This is a genomic window from Xanthomonas sp. NCPPB 3174, assembly GCF_056725205.1.
The window spans coordinates 3022884-3039512 of record NZ_CM161517.1; the positions used below are offsets into that span (position 1 = coordinate 3022884).

At 67.2% G+C, this 16629-nt stretch carries 14 protein-coding genes; 12 read left to right on the forward strand and 2 right to left on the reverse strand.

Annotation, left to right across the window (positions count from 1 at the left end; all coding sequences use genetic code 11):
- The first annotated feature begins 127 nt into the window (after nt 1-127).
- The 3 genes from cysS (at nt 128) to AC1PK7_RS13455 (ending at nt 3440) form a co-directional block, all read left to right on the forward strand.
- A complete protein-coding gene (cysS, locus tag AC1PK7_RS13445; RefSeq protein ID WP_481098456.1) occupies nt 128-1543 on the forward strand; it encodes a cysteine--tRNA ligase in 1416 nt (471 codons plus the stop codon).
- A 209-nt stretch (nt 1544-1752) separates the two neighbouring features.
- Complete coding sequence (locus AC1PK7_RS13450; protein WP_017912501.1) at nt 1753-2193, forward strand: SufE family protein; 441 nt, start codon at nt 1753-1755, stop codon at nt 2191-2193.
- Nucleotides 2190-3440, forward strand: a complete 1251-nt coding sequence (locus tag AC1PK7_RS13455) for an MFS transporter (protein ID WP_481098457.1) — start codon at nt 2190-2192, stop codon at nt 3438-3440. Before AC1PK7_RS13450 ends, AC1PK7_RS13455 begins: the two co-directional genes overlap by 4 nt.
- 138 nt (nt 3441-3578) lie before the next feature.
- Here the strand turns inward: AC1PK7_RS13455 and AC1PK7_RS13460 are convergent, their stop codons facing one another.
- Nucleotides 3579-4691, reverse strand: a complete 1113-nt coding sequence (locus tag AC1PK7_RS13460; RefSeq protein WP_481098458.1) for an alpha/beta hydrolase — start codon at nt 4689-4691, stop codon at nt 3579-3581.
- Between the two features lie 503 nt (nt 4692-5194).
- Here AC1PK7_RS13460 and AC1PK7_RS13465 point away from each other — a divergent pair.
- The 9 genes from AC1PK7_RS13465 (at nt 5195) to AC1PK7_RS13505 (ending at nt 15154) form a co-directional block, all read left to right on the forward strand.
- Nucleotides 5195-6352 (forward strand): beta-barrel domain-containing protein, encoded by a 1158-nt coding sequence (locus tag AC1PK7_RS13465; RefSeq protein ID WP_010343553.1) that lies wholly within the window; start codon nt 5195-5197, stop codon nt 6350-6352.
- Nucleotides 6349-8541: a peptidase domain-containing ABC transporter gene (locus tag AC1PK7_RS13470; protein ID WP_481098459.1), complete on the forward strand. Its 2193-nt coding sequence runs from the start codon at nt 6349-6351 to the stop codon at nt 8539-8541. The genes AC1PK7_RS13465 and AC1PK7_RS13470 overlap by 4 nt, the downstream gene beginning before the upstream one ends.
- Before the next feature lie 79 nt (nt 8542-8620).
- Nucleotides 8621-9196 (forward strand): 2OG-Fe(II) oxygenase family protein, encoded by a 576-nt coding sequence (locus AC1PK7_RS13475; RefSeq protein ID WP_010343551.1) that lies wholly within the window; start codon nt 8621-8623, stop codon nt 9194-9196.
- 82 nt (nt 9197-9278) lie between these two features.
- Nucleotides 9279-10124 (forward strand): dienelactone hydrolase family protein, encoded by an 846-nt coding sequence (locus AC1PK7_RS13480; RefSeq protein WP_481098460.1) that lies wholly within the window; start codon nt 9279-9281, stop codon nt 10122-10124.
- A 51-nt stretch (nt 10125-10175) separates the two neighbouring features.
- Nucleotides 10176-11834 (forward strand): outer membrane protein assembly factor BamB family protein, encoded by a 1659-nt coding sequence (locus AC1PK7_RS13485; RefSeq protein ID WP_481098461.1) that lies wholly within the window; start codon nt 10176-10178, stop codon nt 11832-11834.
- 111 nt (nt 11835-11945) lie between these two features.
- Nucleotides 11946-12785, forward strand: a complete 840-nt coding sequence (locus AC1PK7_RS13490; RefSeq protein WP_481098462.1) for a hypothetical protein — start codon at nt 11946-11948, stop codon at nt 12783-12785.
- A 66-nt stretch (nt 12786-12851) separates the two neighbouring features.
- On the forward strand, nt 12852-13235 hold the full coding sequence (locus tag AC1PK7_RS13495) for a hypothetical protein (RefSeq protein WP_481098463.1): 384 nt from the start codon (nt 12852-12854) through the stop codon (nt 13233-13235).
- A 163-nt stretch (nt 13236-13398) separates the two neighbouring features.
- The gene (locus AC1PK7_RS13500) at nt 13399-14412 is read left to right on the forward strand and encodes a hypothetical protein (protein ID WP_481098464.1); all 1014 of its coding nucleotides are present in this window, start codon (nt 13399-13401) and stop codon (nt 14410-14412) included.
- A 67-nt stretch (nt 14413-14479) separates the two neighbouring features.
- Nucleotides 14480-15154 carry a secreted signal peptide protein gene (locus tag AC1PK7_RS13505; RefSeq protein WP_420010135.1) on the forward strand — a complete coding sequence of 225 codons (675 nt, stop codon included), beginning with the start codon at nt 14480-14482 and terminating at the stop codon, nt 15152-15154.
- Between the two features lie 237 nt (nt 15155-15391).
- Here AC1PK7_RS13505 and dksA read toward each other — a convergent pair whose 3' ends face one another.
- The gene (gene dksA / locus AC1PK7_RS13510) at nt 15392-16525 is read right to left on the reverse strand and encodes an RNA polymerase-binding protein DksA (RefSeq protein ID WP_481098465.1); all 1134 of its coding nucleotides are present in this window, start codon (nt 16523-16525) and stop codon (nt 15392-15394) included.
- Nucleotides 16526-16629: the final 104 nt, after the last annotated feature.

The window sequence follows — 16629 nt, forward strand, 5'->3', positions numbered from 1 at the left end:
AAGGGCAGACCCACGAGTGTAGGCATGGCGGCTTGCGTCGGGCTGAACGCGAGCCGAAAGGCGCTCCCCGCGCCCGCCCCGGGACGGCTGCCGGTAGAATCGGGCGGTTTCCCCACCGCCGATGCCGATGAGCCTGCGCCTGCACAACAACCTGACCCGCCGGGTCGACGCCTTCGAACCGCTCGATCCGGTGGCCGGCCCGACGCTCTACGTCTGCGGCCCCACCGTCTACAACTACGCGCACATCGGCAACGCCCGCGGCCCGGTGGTGTTCGACGTGCTGGCGGCGCTGCTGCGGCGCCGCTACGGCAAGCTGCGCTATGCCCGCAACATCACCGACGTGGACGACAAGATCAACGCCGCCGCGCAGGCGCAGGGCGTGCCGATCTCGGCCATCACCGACCGCTTCGCCGCCATCTACCGCCAGGACATGGCCGCGCTGGGCGTGACCCCGCCGGATATCGAGCCGGCGGCCACCGCACACATCCCGCACATCGTGGCGATGATCGAGCGGCTGATCGCCAGCGGCCATGCCTACGCCGCCGAGGGCCACGTGCTGTTCGCGGTGGCCAGCTTCGCTGATTACGGCAAGCTGTCGCGGCGCGATCCGGAGGAGATGCTGGCCGGTGCCCGCGTCGAGGTGGCCCCGTACAAGCGCGACCCGGGCGACTTCGTGCTGTGGAAGCCCTCCAGCGACGACCTGCCCGGCTGGGATTCGCCGTGGGGCCGCGGCCGCCCCGGCTGGCACATCGAGTGCTCGGCGATGGCCGCCGCGCATCTGGGCGAGACCATCGACATCCACGCCGGCGGCGTCGACCTGCAGTTCCCGCATCACGAGAACGAGATCGCACAGAGCGAATGCGCCCACGGCGGCGCGACCTTCGCCCGCGTGTGGCTGCACAACGGCATGCTGACCTTCAGCGGCGCCAAGATGAGCAAGTCGCTGGGCAACATCGAGACCGTGCACGACCTGATCGAGCGGCATCGGCCGGAGGCCCTGCGCTGCGCGCTGCTGAGCGCGCACTACCGGCAGCCCCTCGACTGGTCCGACGCCCTGATCCAGGCCCAGGTGTCCCGGCTCGACGGCCTGTACGGGACGCTGCGCGACCTGCAGGGCATCGAGGCCGAGGCCATCATTCCGGCCGAGATCGAAGACGCACTGGACGACGACCTCAACACGCCGCTGGCGCTGTCGGTGCTGTCGAGCCTGGCCACCCAGGCGCGACAGGCACTGCGCGAGGCGGCGCCGGCCGGCGGCCCCGACCCGGCCGATGCCGCGCAACGTGCCGACGCATTGCACCAGGCCAAGGCCCGCCTGCTCGGCGCCGGCCTCGCCCTGGGCCTGCTGCAGCAGGATCCGCAGGTCTGGTTCCAGGGCGCCGGCAGCGACGACGACGCCCGCATCCAGGCGCTGATCGACGCCCGCAGCGAAGCCAAGAAGGCCCGCGACTTCGCCCGCGCCGACGCCATCCGCCAGGAACTGGCCGACGCCGGCATTGTCCTGGAGGACACGCCGCAGGGTGTACGTTGGAAGCGTGGGTGACCGAGCCCTCGTAGAAAAAGGGCGCACGGCCGTTCCCTTCTCCCTTCGGGAGAAGGTGCCCCGAAGGGGCGGATGAGGGTACGGGCGAAGCCTTAGAGAGATGAGGCCGAGCGAATGGCATCGACAGTTCGCTACGCTTCGCCCGCACCCTCACCCCAACCCCTCTCCCGGAGGGAGAGGGGCTTTCCATCGCTTGATCTTGGATTGCTATGACAGATACCGACTTTCCGCTCGAACCCACGCCTGCCGACGCCCAGGCCGCCATCGCCGAGGAATTCGGCTTCTTCGGCGACTGGTCCGAGCGCTACCAGTACCTGATCGACCTGGGCCGCAAGCTGCCCGCCTTTCCCGAGCACTGGAAGACCGAGGAACATCGCCTGCACGGCTGCCAGTCGATGGTGTGGATCGTGCCCGAAGGCAATGCCGAACGCCTGGTGTTCCATGCGATCAGCGACTCGGCGATCGTCTCCGGGCTGATCTACCTGGCGCTGCGGGTCTATTCCGGACGCAGCGCCGCGGACATCCTCGCCACCGCGCCGGACTTCGTCGCCGCCATCGGCCTGGGCAAGCATCTGTCGCCGACCCGCAGCAACGGCCTGGCCGCGCTGCTGGCCTTCATCCAGGACACCGCACGCGCCCAGCAGGCATGAGCGCGCCGCTGCCCACCCCACCGCAGACCTTGCGCACGCTGCTGGCGCATCCCGGCTTCGCCCTGGTGCTGGCCTATCGCATCCTGGCGATGCTGTCCTACCAGGTCGTCGCGGTCACGGTCGGCTGGCACATCTACGAGATCACCCGCGATCCGTTCTCGCTGGGCCTGATCGGGCTGGCCGAGATCCTGCCGTTCTTCTGCATCGCCCCGTTCGCCGGCTACCTGGTCGACCACCTGCCGCGGCGCTACCTGGGCATGCTCGCCAGCGTCGGCCTGGTCGCCACCGCGGCGGTACTGCTGGCGGTGAGCCGCGGCTGGCTGTCGGCGCAGGGCGTGTGGCCGATCTACGCGGCGATCGCGCTGACCGGCGCCGCGCGCGCCTTTCTGTCGCCGGTGTACAACGCGCTGTTCGCCCGCGTCCTGCCGCGCGAGGCCTATGCGCGCGGCGCCAGCGTCGGCAGCGTGGCGTTCCAGGCCGGCATGGTGATCGGCCCGGCGCTGGGCGGCCTGCTGGTCGGCTGGGGCGGCAAGAGCCTGGCCTACGGCACCGCCATCGGCGCCTCGTCCGCGGCGCTGCTGGCGCTGTGGCTGCTGCGCGTGTCCGAGCCGGTGCACGAAGGCCCGCGCGCACCGATCTTCCGCAGCATCGCCGAAGGGGCGCAGTTCGTGTTCTCCAACCAGATCATGCTCGGCGCGATGGCCCTGGACATGTTCTCGGTGCTGCTGGGCGGCGCGGTGTCGATGCTGCCGGCCTTCATCCACGACATCCTGCACTACGGCCCCGAAGGCCTGGGCATCCTGCGCGGCGCGCCGGCGCTAGGCTCGATCCTGGTCGGCGTGTGGCTGGCGCGGCACCCGCTGCAGCGCAATGCCGGACGCGTGCTGCTGCTGGCGGTGGCCGGATTCGGCCTGTGCACCATCGCCTTCGGCCTGTCACGGCACTTCTGGCTGTCGGCGGCGATCCTGCTGGTCTACGGCATGTGCGACGGCGTCTCGGTGATCGTGCGCCAGACCATCCTGCAGTTGGCCACGCCGGACGCGATGCGCGGCCGCGTGTCCTCGATCAACGGCATCTTCATCGGTTCGTCGAACGAACTGGGCGCGTTCTACGACGGCGTGATGGCGCGATTGATCCACCTGGTGCCGGCGGTGGTGCTGGGCGGTTGCGTGACCCTGGGCGTGGTCGGCATCACCGCGTGGAAAGCGCCCAAGCTGCGCAATCTGGATCTGCGCGATCTGCAGTAGGTAGGCCCGGCTGACGGCACGCGTGCGCGTCGTCGCCTCTCGGGCGCGAAACAACGCGGCCCCTGATGCATCACGCGCCCTGGCGCCGATGCATGATCCGCACCGCGCTGCTTCCTCGATTCGCCACAACGACCACGCTCAGCGCGCGGCCGCCACCGCGCGCGCCTGCGCCTCGTCGTCGGCCCAGGCATGCGCGCAATCAGGCACGCCGGCCGGCTGCACCAGGCCGCCCTGCCCCGCCAGGAACCGGCAGGTGGCGGCGAACACCGCCGGGACGGCGTGCGAGCGGATCGGCGAGGCCAGCACGTGATTGTCCGCCCCAGGAAAGTCCACTGCCTGACGCAAGGCCGGTGGCGTTCCCAACTGCTTGAACATCGCCTGCAACGCCGCCACCGACACCGTGCGGTCCTGGTGCTGCGGGTCGCGATAGTAGTAGCCCAGGAACACCGGCACATGGATACGCGCATAGGTGGCCGACTGCATGCCGCCGCGGGTCAGCGCTGCCAGCGCGCGGTAGCCGTCCAGGTGCGTGGCGTCGGCCCAGTAGGCGCTGTCGACCGGATAGCGCAGGATCGGATCGCCGCCGTTGTGCGTCCACGCCAACAGTTGTGCGCCCCACGGCCACAGCATCGGCTGCAACTGGTCGCCGTACTCGCGTACCAGCGGCGACCACAGCACCAGCGCCTGCACCTGGCGCGGATTCGCCGCCACCGCCTGCACCGCCAGCGCGCCGCCCATCGAATTGCCGATCACCACCACCCGATCGCCGAGCACCCGCGCCACCGCCAGCGCCTCGGCCGCACCGGCAAGCAGGCGCCCGGCATCGACGCCGCGCAGCGCGTCGGCCGCAACCAGCCCGTGCCCGGGCAGACGCGGCAGATACAGATTGCAGCCGAAGCTGCGCGCCAGCCGCTCATGCGTGGGCGCGCCCTCGCCCTGGCTGGCGGTAAAGCCGTGCAGATAGACCATGGCGCACGCGCGGCGCCCCGGATGCGCCGGATCGGCCCAGACGATCCGCGCCTGGTTGTCAGGGCGCAGCCCAGGCGTGGCGCGCTCGCGCGCATCGATCCAGGCCTGCAGCGCCAGCGGATTCTGCGGCACCGCCGGCGCCGCCACCTGCGGCAGGGCCACGCTGACCCGTGGACCCAGCGCAATGACCGCGAGCAACAACAAGGCGATCAGGATCGGCAAGCGCCAGCGACGGCGGCGCGTGGGCACGGATGACTCGGCCAGGTCGGTATTGCGGTTCAAGGACGGCGCTCCATTATCGACGCAACCCCGGATACATGATTGAAATAATTTACATGAAATGACATTGATTGCCAGCAGCGACACGGCGATATACCACTTGCCGCATTATGCGACACCGTCATGACAAGCACATTTAAAACCTTTCTACCGCTATCTAAGACGCTGCAATTCCTGCACTAAACAGCTGAATTTCAAGATCAAATCAGCAACCCGCCAACACCACGATAGCGCAATTTGTAGACAAGATAAAAAGCCTTCAAACACGGAAAGGATGACGAAAGAAGCCGCCGAAATTATCTCCCACGAATTAAGTTTCAACCCGCTTTTCGGAATGGACGCGCATCGAACGCGCGACTCCTATATGAAACACGGATGGAATCAGCCGAATGGAACATTCGCTTTTTCGTGACGAGGCAGTGGACGCCCGGAGCCAGGCATGGCTGGGGACGGTACGACTGGCAACGCCGCTTTCGACCCGGGCCTGGACCTTCGTCGCCCTCGGCATGGCCACCGCCATTGTGCTGTGGCTGTTCTTTGGCCATTACACCCAGCGCGTCCATGTCACCGGACTCCTGGTCCCGCGCGCGGGCTTGATCAGCCTGACCGCCAATACGCTCGGCGTGATCGATCACGTCGGCGTCGCCGAAGGCGATCGGGTCGCGAGCGGACAGGTCCTGGTCTCGCTGTCGGGCGAGCACACCAGCAAGGCGCTCGGCAACACGGCGGCCAGCGTCAGCGCGCAGTTGCAACGCCAGGCCGGCAGCCTGCGCCAGGACATCGGCGATACCCAGCAGTTGCAGGACAAGCAGGCAGAGGACAACCGCACGCAGCAATCCGCGCTGAAGGAGCAACTGGTTCAAATCGATGCGCAGATCGCCATCGAGAAGAAGCAGATGCAGTTGGTGCAGGAGCTGGTGGACAAGTGGTCGGGCCTGGTCGCCGGTGGCTACATCCCGGCGTTGCAAGTCGAGCAGGAGCAATCGGCGTTGCTCGCCGACGAGTCGCAGCTGCGTTCTTTGCAGCAGCAACGCGCCAGTACGCAGCAGCAACTGAGCGTGCTCAACGATCAACTGACTCAACTGCCACTGGCCGTTTCCGCCAAGCTTAACGACTTGCGCCGGCAACTCGCGCAGGTCGAACAGACCCTTGCGCAGAACGAAGCGGCACGCGCCAGCGAACTGCGTGCGCCGGCCAGCGGCACCGTCTCCACCTTGCTGGTCAAACCCGGCGCTTCGGTCGCACTTGGCCAACCGCTGCTCGCCATCGTCCCGGACGGTTCGACCCTGCAGGCGCAGATCCTGGTTCCCAGCCAGGCGGTCGGCTTCGTCCATCCGGGCATCCAGGTCACCCTGCATTACCAGGCATTCCCTTACCAGAAATTCGGACTGCACCACGGCGTGGTGCGCAGCGTCTCGCGCAGCGCACTGACGCCGGGCGAAGTCACCTTGCTGCTCGGCGGCGGCAATCCGCCCTCCTCCGATCCCCTGTACCTGGCCCGCGTGGACCTGGCGGATCAGAACGTCGAAGCATACGGACGCAAGGAACCCTTGCGCCCGGGCATGGCGCTGGATGCGGACATGTTGCTGGACCGGCGCCGGATCGTCGAATGGATCTTCGAGCCGCTGTACGGCATGGGTCATCGCTGGAGCAGTGGCGCATGAAGGCGGCCCCCACGCATCACGGCACGACGGCACAGACCGCGAGCGCGCAGGACGCGCGCACCGCGAAACTGCGCTTCTGGCGTACGCGCGTCCTGCCGAACGTGCTGCAGGCCGAAGCCGCAGAGTGCGGCCTGGCCTGCATCGCGATGATCGCCGGCTATCACGGACACCATACCGATCTGCCCGCGCTGCGGCGCCGCTTCAGTCTGTCGCTGAAGGGCATGACCGCGCGACGCCTGATCGAGATCGCGCATGCGCTTGGGCTGCAATGCCGGCCACTTCGGCTGGACCTGGAAGAGCTCGGTCAGTTACAGACGCCCTGCGTGCTGCACTGGGACATGGATCACTTCGTGGTGCTGCGCAGCGTCGGCAAGCACGGGATCGTCGTGCACGACCCCGCGGTGGGCGTGCGCACCTTGAGCATGAGCGACGTCGGCAGGCACTTCACCGGCGTGGCGATCGAGTTTTCCAGAGGGCCGACCTTCCAGCGCCAGCGCGAGACGCCGCCGGTGTCGCTGCGCGCGCTCGCCGGCTCGGTGCAGGGCCTGGGCCGCGGATTGGCGCAGATCTTCGGGCTGGCCCTGGTCCTGGAAGTCTTCGCGCTCCTGGCGCCCTTGTTCATGCAACTTGTGGTGGATCAGGTGATCGCCGATGGCGACCACGACCTGCTCACGTTCCTCGGCCTGAGCTTCGCACTGCTGATCGTGCTCGAAACACTCGTCTCGGCCTTGCGCAGCTGGACCGTGATGTGGCTCAGCACGCACTTCAACCTCGGCTGGACCGGCAACGTGTTCCAGCATCTGATGCGCCTGCCGCAGTCCTACTTCGGCACGCGCCATCTCGGCGACATCGTGTCCCGCTTCGGTGCGATCGACACGATCCAGCAGACGCTCACCACCCGCGTCGTCGAGATCCTGCTCGACGGACTGCTCGCCAGCGTCACCCTGGTCGTGCTGTTCGTCTACAGCCCCTTGCTGTCGGCCATCGTCCTCGGCGCGGTCGCCGTGTATGCGGCACTTCGGCTGCTGTACTTCCGCGTCTACCGCGAGGCCAACCTCAGTCAGATCACCGTCACCGCCAAGCAGCACAGCCGATTCCTGGAGGCGGTACGCGGCGTGCAGACGATCCGCCTGAACAACCAGGAGGCCGAGCAGACCGCGCGCTACCTCAACGCTGCGACCGACACGCTGAACACGTCCATCGCCGTGCAACGCCTGGACATGCTGTTCACCGCATTGCAGAACCTGGCGGCAGGGGCCCAGCGCCTGGGCGTGCTCTGGCTGGGTGCGTGGCTGGGATTGAAAGGCCAGTTCACTGTCGGCATGTTGACCGCCTTCGTGGCCTACGGAGACCAGTTCAGCAGCCGCGTCGCCAGCCTGGTCGACTATGCGATCGAACTGCGCATGCTGCGGCTGCAGGCCGAAAGACTGGCCGACATCGTACTGACGCCACCCGAGGCGCACGCCACCAGCGAACACGCGGGTCCGTTGCCACAGCCCAGCATCACCTTCAACAAGGTCAGCTTCCGCTATGCCGAAGGCGAGCCGTGGATCCTGCGCGAGTGCAGCTTTGCGGTGCAAGCGGGCGAATCGGTCGCCATCGTCGGCCCATCGGGGTGCGGCAAGAGCACCCTGGTGAGGGTGCTGCTTGGCCTGCTCGATCCGCAGCAGGGCGCGATCGAGATCGGCGGACTCGATCTGCGCCGCCTCGGCAAGTCCCGCTATCGCGCGATCACCGGCAGCGTGATGCAGGACGACCACTTGTTCACCGGATCGATCGCCGAGAACATCAGCATGTTCGACGTCCTCGCCACGCCGCAGGACATCGAGGACGCGGCCAGCCTGGCCGGCATACACGAGGACATCATGGCCATGCCGATGGGCTACCACAGCCTGGTCGGCGACATGGGATCCTCGCTCTCCGGCGGCCAGCAGCAACGCCTGTTCCTGGCGCGCGCACTGTACCGGCGTCCACACATCCTGGTGCTCGACGAGGCGACCAGCCATCTCGATCTCGCGCTGGAGCGCCAGCTCAACCAGGCGATCAAGGCCCTGAAGATCACGCGCATCGTCATTGCGCATCGCCCCGAAACGATCGCGCATGCCGATCGCGTCATCGAATTGCACGAAGGAGCAGTCCGCACGCGCCAGCCTGCGGCGCATGCGCCAGCCGTCCCCGTCACCTCCTAGCTCGCCGCCGGCGCGACAGCCAGCTCGTCGCGCCGCCTGGTCCCGTCCCATCCCGTATCGCCAACGTGAGGTCGCCATCGTGTCAGCGTCGGAAGCGTCGTCCCTGCAAGTCGTCAACAATTTCGTCGAAGTCCAGCATCTGCCGGAACTGCTGCGCGGCCGCGGCGGCTGGTCCTACGGCCTCTATCCAGGATTGCTCGGCGACGCAGCGCCGTCCTGGCATATCCATCTGTGCGGCAGCCGCAAAGCGCACGAGCGTGCGATCCACGACGACGTCCTCGCCGCAACGCCGGGCATGGAACCGCTGCATGAACTCTGGACGCAGATCAAGGACAACCTGGCGCAGGACTACGGCCTGGTCCGCGCCTACGTCACCGGTCACACGCATGGACAGGACGGCGTGGCGCACCACTACGCCAAGCCATCGGATCAGGAACGTGTCGCCCTGCTCTACGCCAGCACCGAATGGAAGGACGACTGGGCCGGCGAAACCGTGTTCTACGACACCGCGCGCGAGTGCATCTCGATCCGCCCGCGTCCTGGCCGACTGGTGTTGTTCGACGGCGCCGTCACCCGTGCCTCGCGCGCCCCGGCACGGGAGTGCCCGACGTTGTGTTCGACCATCACCTTCCACATGCGGCGCGTCCGTCGCTGAGACCGACGCCGTGGGGAACTCCACCATGTCATCCGCCTGCCGACGCTGCCTGTTGGCCACGACTCTCCTTCTGCTCTGCGGCATGGCGCCCTGCATCGCCTCGGCGCGCGGCTTCGGCGGCACGCATGCCGACCTCGGCAAGCCACTGCAGATTCCCATCGCCGATCCGGACGGACACCCCTGGACCTTGCAGGGACGGCTGTGCCGCCCTGCCGGTGTCAGCCGCCCACGCGTGGTGGTGATCGCGCACGGCTCACCGGCGAAGGCCTCCGACCGACCCGGCATGACCCTGGAAACCTGCGATGGCGAATCGGCACGCTGGTTCCTGCGACACCACTATGCGGTGGCATTGGTCCTGCGCCTCGGCTACGGCGCTACCGGCGGCCCCTGGAGCGAGGGCTACGACGGCTGCGACCGTGCCGACTATGTCAAGGCCGGATTGGAGACCGCACGCCAACTCAAGCGCATCGTGGACGCCCTGACCGCACTGCCCGACTACAGTCCGACCGGCGCCATCGTGGTCGGACAGTCGGCCGGTGGCTGGGGCACGCTGGCATACGACAGCCTGCCGCATCCCAACGTCAGCGCATTCGTCAACATGGCCGGCGGCCGCGGCGGCCACTTCCAAGATCGGCCCAACAGCAATTGCCATGCCGACAGGTTGATCGCGGCAGCCGCCACCTTCGGCCGACAGGCCACCACCCCGATGCTGTGGATCTATACGGCCAACGACAGCTTCTTCGGACCTGACCTTGCAGCGTCGTTGCATCGCGCCTTCACCGACGCAGGCGGCCACGCGGTTCTGGTGACACCGGCCGCTTTCGGCGACGACGGTCACCATCTGTTCTTCGGCCATGGCGGTTCCGCGATCTGGGGACCGGCCGTAGACCGCTATCTCGGCTCGATGGACGCCCCGGCGTCTCCTTGACCCACCGTCACCCACATCCTCCCATTCACCCAGCAGGGCTGCACGATGACCATGCAATCGCTTCGGGACCTGATCCAGACCGTCGGCCTGCACACCAGCGCCGAGAACATCCCCCTCATCACCAAGAAGGGCGGCTCCTACCTCTGGCTGTTCGACCTGCGCCGGGTGTTCATGCGACGCGCTGCGCTCGAACAGATCGCCGCAGCGTTCTGGGAGCGCAATGCCGCACGCCCGCCTTTCCAGCTCGGCGGCCTGGAAACCGCGGCGATCCCACTACTCACCGCGCTGCTGTTGACCGCCCCGAAAGAACGCGGCCCGGTCAACGGCTTCATCATTCGCAAGGATCGCAAGACCACGGGGATGGGCAACGCCATCGAGGGCGATGTGCTCGACCTGCCCATCGTGCTGGTCGACGACTCGCTCAATTCCGGCAACAGCGCCGAGAAGGCGCGTGTGGTGATTGCGGCGGCCGGACACGCGCTCGACGAGGTGTTCGTGGTGGTCGATTTCCTGTCCAAGGCCGGCCTGCAGTGGCGCAAGACGCACGCGATCTCGGTGCAAACACTGTTCACGCTCAAGGACTTCGACCTGCCGCCGGAACAAAGCGCGCCGCCGCCCACCCAGGCGTATCGCGAACTGTGGCGGACGGCGACGCCGGGAGGCTTCGCCTTCCACGTGGTCCCCAAGTCCGCGCCGCTGCTGGTCGGCGACATGATCTACCGCGGCTGCGACGCCGCCAAGATGCAGGCGTTCTCCGCCGAGACCGGCGGGTTGGTCTGGGAATACCCGGTGACCGGTGCGGCGTACACCAAGAAGGGCATCTGGTCCTGCCCGGCCTACCATGACGGACGCCTGTACTTCGGCGCGTACAACGGCACCGTCTACTGCCTGGATGCGGCCAGCGGCGAGGAGATCTGGACACATCCGGATGGCGACTGGGTCGGGGCTTCGCCGCTGCTGGTGCCGCGCCACAAGCTGATGTACATGGGCATCGAATATGTCCGTCCATGGGCGCAGGGCAGCCTCGCCGCCTATGCGATGGACACCGGCGAAAAGATCTGGGAGCACCAGGTGCAGAAGCTGCAGCACGGATCGCCCGGCTACTGGGAAGGCGGCGACCTGGTGATCTGGGGCAGCGCGGACCATGAGACGCTCGCGCTCGACGCCAGGACAGGACGCATCGCCTGGCGCTTCAAGACGCGGCGCTCGGTGAAGTACGCGCCGGCGGTGGACGAGCGTCGCGGGCTGACCGCCTTCGCCTCGTTCGACAAGTCCATCTACGTACTGGATGTCGCCACCGGCGAAAAGCGTGGCGAGTGGCAGACAGACGAAATCTGCTACACCACGCCGCTGTTCGCCGGCAACAAGCTGTTCTGCGGCTCGGGCGACCGCCATCTGTACGTGATCGACATCGACACGATGCAACTGATCAAGAAGATCAACCTGCGCTCGCGCGTGTACGCCTCGCCCAAGCGGATCGGCAACCGGGTGATCGTCGGCAGCAACGGCGGCCGCGTCGTCGAGATCGACATCGACACGCTCGAAACCGTGGGCGTGCTGCAGTTGCCCGACGCAGTGACCAACGGTGTCGCGATCTCGCCTGACGAACGGCGCATCTACGTGTCCACCTACATGAACCATCTCTATGCCTTCGAGCGCCTGAGCGACGTGCACGCGCAGTCCGCGCGCCCCGCCCTCGTCGCATCCTGACGTGCGGCGCGCGTGACACGGATCGGTCTGCGCATGCGGCGCCTTCGTCGCGTGCGCGGATCAGCCGAAGCGAGGACGGCCTCTTCCCCGCATACCTGTTCGAGGATCACCATGAGAACGCTCGATATCATCGAAATCGATCTGGTCGCAGGCGGAACGCGCACATCGATCGGCGCACACCCGCTGTCCAGTTCGATTCACCATGCCAAGGCGCACAACAAGACGCATCACGCCAAGGCCAAGCCCCATCACCACCACGCCGCGATGCACAAGTCCGCGGCCGCGCAGATGGCGCGGATGGAAGAGGTCGAACCGATCGGTGAAGGCGGTGAGGGGGGCGAAGGCGGTGAGGGCGGTGAAGGTGGTGAAGGTGGTGAAGGTGGTGAGGGAGGAGAAGGTGGTGAGGGCGGCGAAGGCGGTGAGGGAGGCGAAGGGGGCGAAGGAGGAGAAGGCGACGGCAGCGGCGGTTACGACGACGGCGACGATGCCGACGGCAACGGCCCGGCCGATACCTCGATAGGCAGCAGCCATACCACGTCCGATGGCAGGACGGTCTCGATCACCTACCAGAACACCCAGGACGGTGCGAGCAGCAACAACCCGGTCACGTCCAAGATGGCCTCGACCCTGGGCTCGGTGCTCGACGGCGATCAGAGCGTCGACAGCATCGACATCTCGGCCACGACCAACGGCAGCCACAACCCCAATTCCGCCCACTACACGGGCAACGCCGTCGACATCAACATCATCAACGACGTCCATGTCGGGACGAGCGGCGAAGGCTTCCAGAACGCCCAGGCGCTGGAGAATGCGGCGATGGCCAATCCCAACGTCAGCTACGTGGAAGGACCCGCCGGCAATTTCATCCGGTCCAGTCCCACCGCGGACTGGACCCAGGCCAGCCGGGAAAGCGGCGATACCACCCACGTCCACATCAGCGTCTTCAAGTAACACCCCACCCTCTCCCGGGCCGGCGCACGCCAGCCCGGGAGATACTCGCCTATCGGAGCTCTCCGCATGACGTCTTTCTGGTTACCGCGCATCTGCACGGCCTTGGCGCTCACCGTCGCCGCGCAAGGATCGTCGCAGGCGAAGCAAGTCCCTTCCCAAGCCGGCGGAGAACAGGCGATCGCCTATGTGCTGAAGAACGACATCGCCCTGTCGAGGTTGTTCGGCGACTGTCCTGCGCTGAAATTCACCCGCACCGGTGCCGAAGCCGGCAAGGCCTTCCTGATCGAAGGCAACTGCGACATCAAGAACAACCCGGAGGAAGACGCGGACTGCCCCGCCTATCACGTCCATGCGAGCGGGACGATGGACACGCCGTCGCATTGGACGGTCCGTCGCCTGGACCTGACCTTGGTGTGCTCCAGCGAGGGGGCGACGACGCAGCGGATGTAGCCACCGGATCGGCGCTTGCGCCATTGCTGCGGGACGCAGTGCTGGGAACCGCACGGTGCCTGCTCACGCGGTTCGACCCCGTGTGCGCAGTCCACGCGCAGCGCAGCGTGCGACATGGCGGTGCTGTCCGTGTCGTTTGGCGCAGCAGCATGCCCCAAGTTCCATGCGTTCGAACACGTCGCCACGCGCGGCACCGGGGCCGTACGCCCTGGCCGCGCCCTGGGACGCGCCGCGCGCAGCCCGAACCGATCCGATCGTCGGCCACGCCGTGCGCACCGGATCAGCCGAAGCGGGGACGGCGTTTTTCCCGCACCTCTGTTCAAGGATCAACATGAGAACGCTCGATATCATCGAAATCGATATGGTTGCAGGCGGCACGCGCACATCCATCGGCGCGCATCCGTTGTCCAGTTCGATTCACCACGCCAAGGCGCACAAGAAAACCCACCACGCCAAAACCAAGACCCATCACCACCACCACATGGCGATGCACAAGACTGCGACGGCCCAGATGGCCATCAGCGACGAAATCGCCCCGGTCGAATCGGAGGGCGGTGGCGAGGGCGGCGAAGGCGGTGAAGGTGGTGAGGGAGGCGAAGGCGGTGAAGGTGGCGAAGGTGGCGAAGGCGGTGAGGGCGACGGTGGTGAGGGCGACGGTGGTGAGGGCGACGGTGGTGACGGTGATGGTGACGGTGGCGACGGTGATGGCAGCGATGGCGACGGTGCCGGCAGCAACGACAAGCCCGCGACGTCCGCGTCGGCCAGCGGCACCACGGTGACCTATACCGCGGCCGATGGCACCACGCAGGAAGTCACCGGCACCCACCCCAACCGCGACAACAACCCGCTCGACATCCGCTCCGGCACGTTCGCGGACAATCACGGCACGCTCGGCGACGACCGCGGCTTTGCGATCTTCTCCAGCCCACAAGCCGGTCTGGACGCCGCGGCGGCCAACATGGACCGCCTCAACAACAACGCCGGTGGCACCGCCACGCTGAGTGACCTCATCACCAGCTGGTCGCCGCCGAGCGAAAATCCGACCTCGGAGATGATCACCACGATCACCACCAATTCGGGCCTGAATCCGTCCGATCAGTGGTCATCGTTGAACAGCGACCAGCGCAACGCGTTCATCACCGCCTACGGGCACCGCGAAGGCTGGCACGGCAACTAACTCACCCTGTGGCGAGGACGGGAGCGCTCCCGTCCTCGCCACGCACTCCCCGTCACGGAGATTTCTCATGGCATCCCGGTTCTTCCCGCTGTTCGGCCTGCTCGCTCTCTGCATGGCCTACTCACAGGCCCATGCCGCCGGCAGCGATGCGGCGGCCTGCACGCATGCGCTGCATCAGGCCCTTGCAGGCACCAGCAGCGCCGCCACCCTGCCCCCGCCGTGCGCGCGTCTCGGACCAGTCGCGCTCGGCATGCGCAAACAACAGGTGCTGGCCGCACTGGGGCAGCCGGACATCACCCGCAGCGATGCGGCACATCCGGACACGCTCAGTGTGGTGTATCTGTACCCGCGCGGGTTCAACGCGCAACTGGCGCAGCAACCGCAGCCGGCGACCGCTCTCCGCTACAGCCAGTTGGCGGTGCGCTTTCGCAACGACCGGGTCACCAACCTGATCGCCTTCGCCAATGCAGATGCCCCGTTGCCGTTCGATCTGCTCGGCCAGCCGGCCGGCACGCACATCGACCGGGTATTGCAGGCCATCGGCGGGCAGCCGCAATGGAACGCCAGCCGCGACTACGTGCAGTTCGCCGCGATGCCGCTGGGACTGGAGGTCGATCCGGAGACGTCGGCGATCATCGGGCTGGACCTCGCAGCCACCAAGCAGGACCTGGACAGTTTTGCCCTCCCCGGCTTGCAGATCAGCAAGGACGCGCAAAGCGGGTTGGTCAACGGCGTGCGCTAAAGAGCGCCGTCGCTCACGCCGCGGTGTAGCCACCACGCAGCGCGGCATTCACGCAGCGGCAGGTGGCTCGTCGCACAGGATCGACCCACGGCCGAGCATCACGTCGATGCCGCGGGGCCGATTTGGGGGAGGCGGCATTGCCGACAGGCGAACTGCCTGGACCGACGATGAGGTGACCAAAACGCAAAGCCCCGCGCGAGCGGGGCCTTGCCTTGACACACTGAAGGCGAAGATCGCTCAGTCGCCCTGCTGCTTCTGCAGATGTTCCCAGCGCTCCTGCGCGTCGATGGTGCGCTCGGCGGTCAGGCGCGCCTCCAGGCGCTCCAGGCCGATCTCTTCGCCGGTATCGACGCAATAGCCGTAGTCGCCGGCGTCCAGGCGCTTGAGCGTGCTGTCGATCTTGCCGATCAGCTTGCGGTAGCGGTCGCGGGTGCGCAGTTCCAGCGAGTTCTCGGTCTCGCGGGTCGCGCGCTCGGCTTCGTCACCGATGTCGCGGACTTCGTCGCGCAGGTTCTCGATGGTCTGCTTGGATTCCTCGACCAGATCGGCGCGCCAAGTGAGCAGGCGCTGGCGGAAGTACTCCTGCTGCAGCGCGCTCATGTACTCCTCGTCCGCCGCCGGCTTGTAGCCCTTGGGCAGGATCGGGCGGCCGGTGGCCTCGTCGGTCTTGTACTCGACCACCTTGTACTTGGCCGGCTTGGCCGGCGTGTTCGACTTGGCGGTCACGGCCACGGCGACCTTGCCGGTGGGCTTGGCGACCGGCGCCTTCGGGGTGGATTCGGACTTGGTGGGGGTTTTCGCGGAGGATTTCGAAACGGACACGGGATTCTTTTGTGGCGGGGTCGACGGCGCGGCGGGCTTGGCGGCAACGGGCTTGGGGGCCGGTGCTGCGGCAGGCGCGGCGGGCTTGACCGGGACAGGCTTGGCCGCAGCCGGCTTGGGCGCCGACTTCGGTACGGAGGTGGTCACCGCGGGTGCAACGGGGGCGGTGGCCGGTTTGGATTTGGCTGGAGCGGTCGCGGCCTTGGCCACGGGCTTGGCCGCCGGTGTCTTCTTCGCTGCCGGCTTGGCCGCGGACGCGGGCTTGGCCGAGGCCTTGGCGACCGCGATCGGCTTGGCGGGCGCCTTCTTGGCCGGGGCTTTCTTGGCGGGAGCGGACTTGGCCGGCGCCGCCGCGACCGGCTTGGCCGCCGGCTTCTTGGCCACGGCCTTGCTGGCCGACTTGGCCGGGGCGACCTTGGCCGCCGGCTTCGCAGGCGCGGCTTTCTTCGGCGGTTTGCTGGCGGCGGACACCGTCGCTTTCTTGGCGACGGGCTTGGCAGGCTTCTTGGCGGCCTGGACGGCCTTCTTTGCAGGTTTTTTAGCAGCCACGAACGCTCTTCCTTGGTCTTCCCGGGGCCCGGGAAAGCGGGCCTTTATAGCCTACCCTACCCCCCGCGGCAACAACGCGGCGTATACGCCGAGCGACCCGCCTA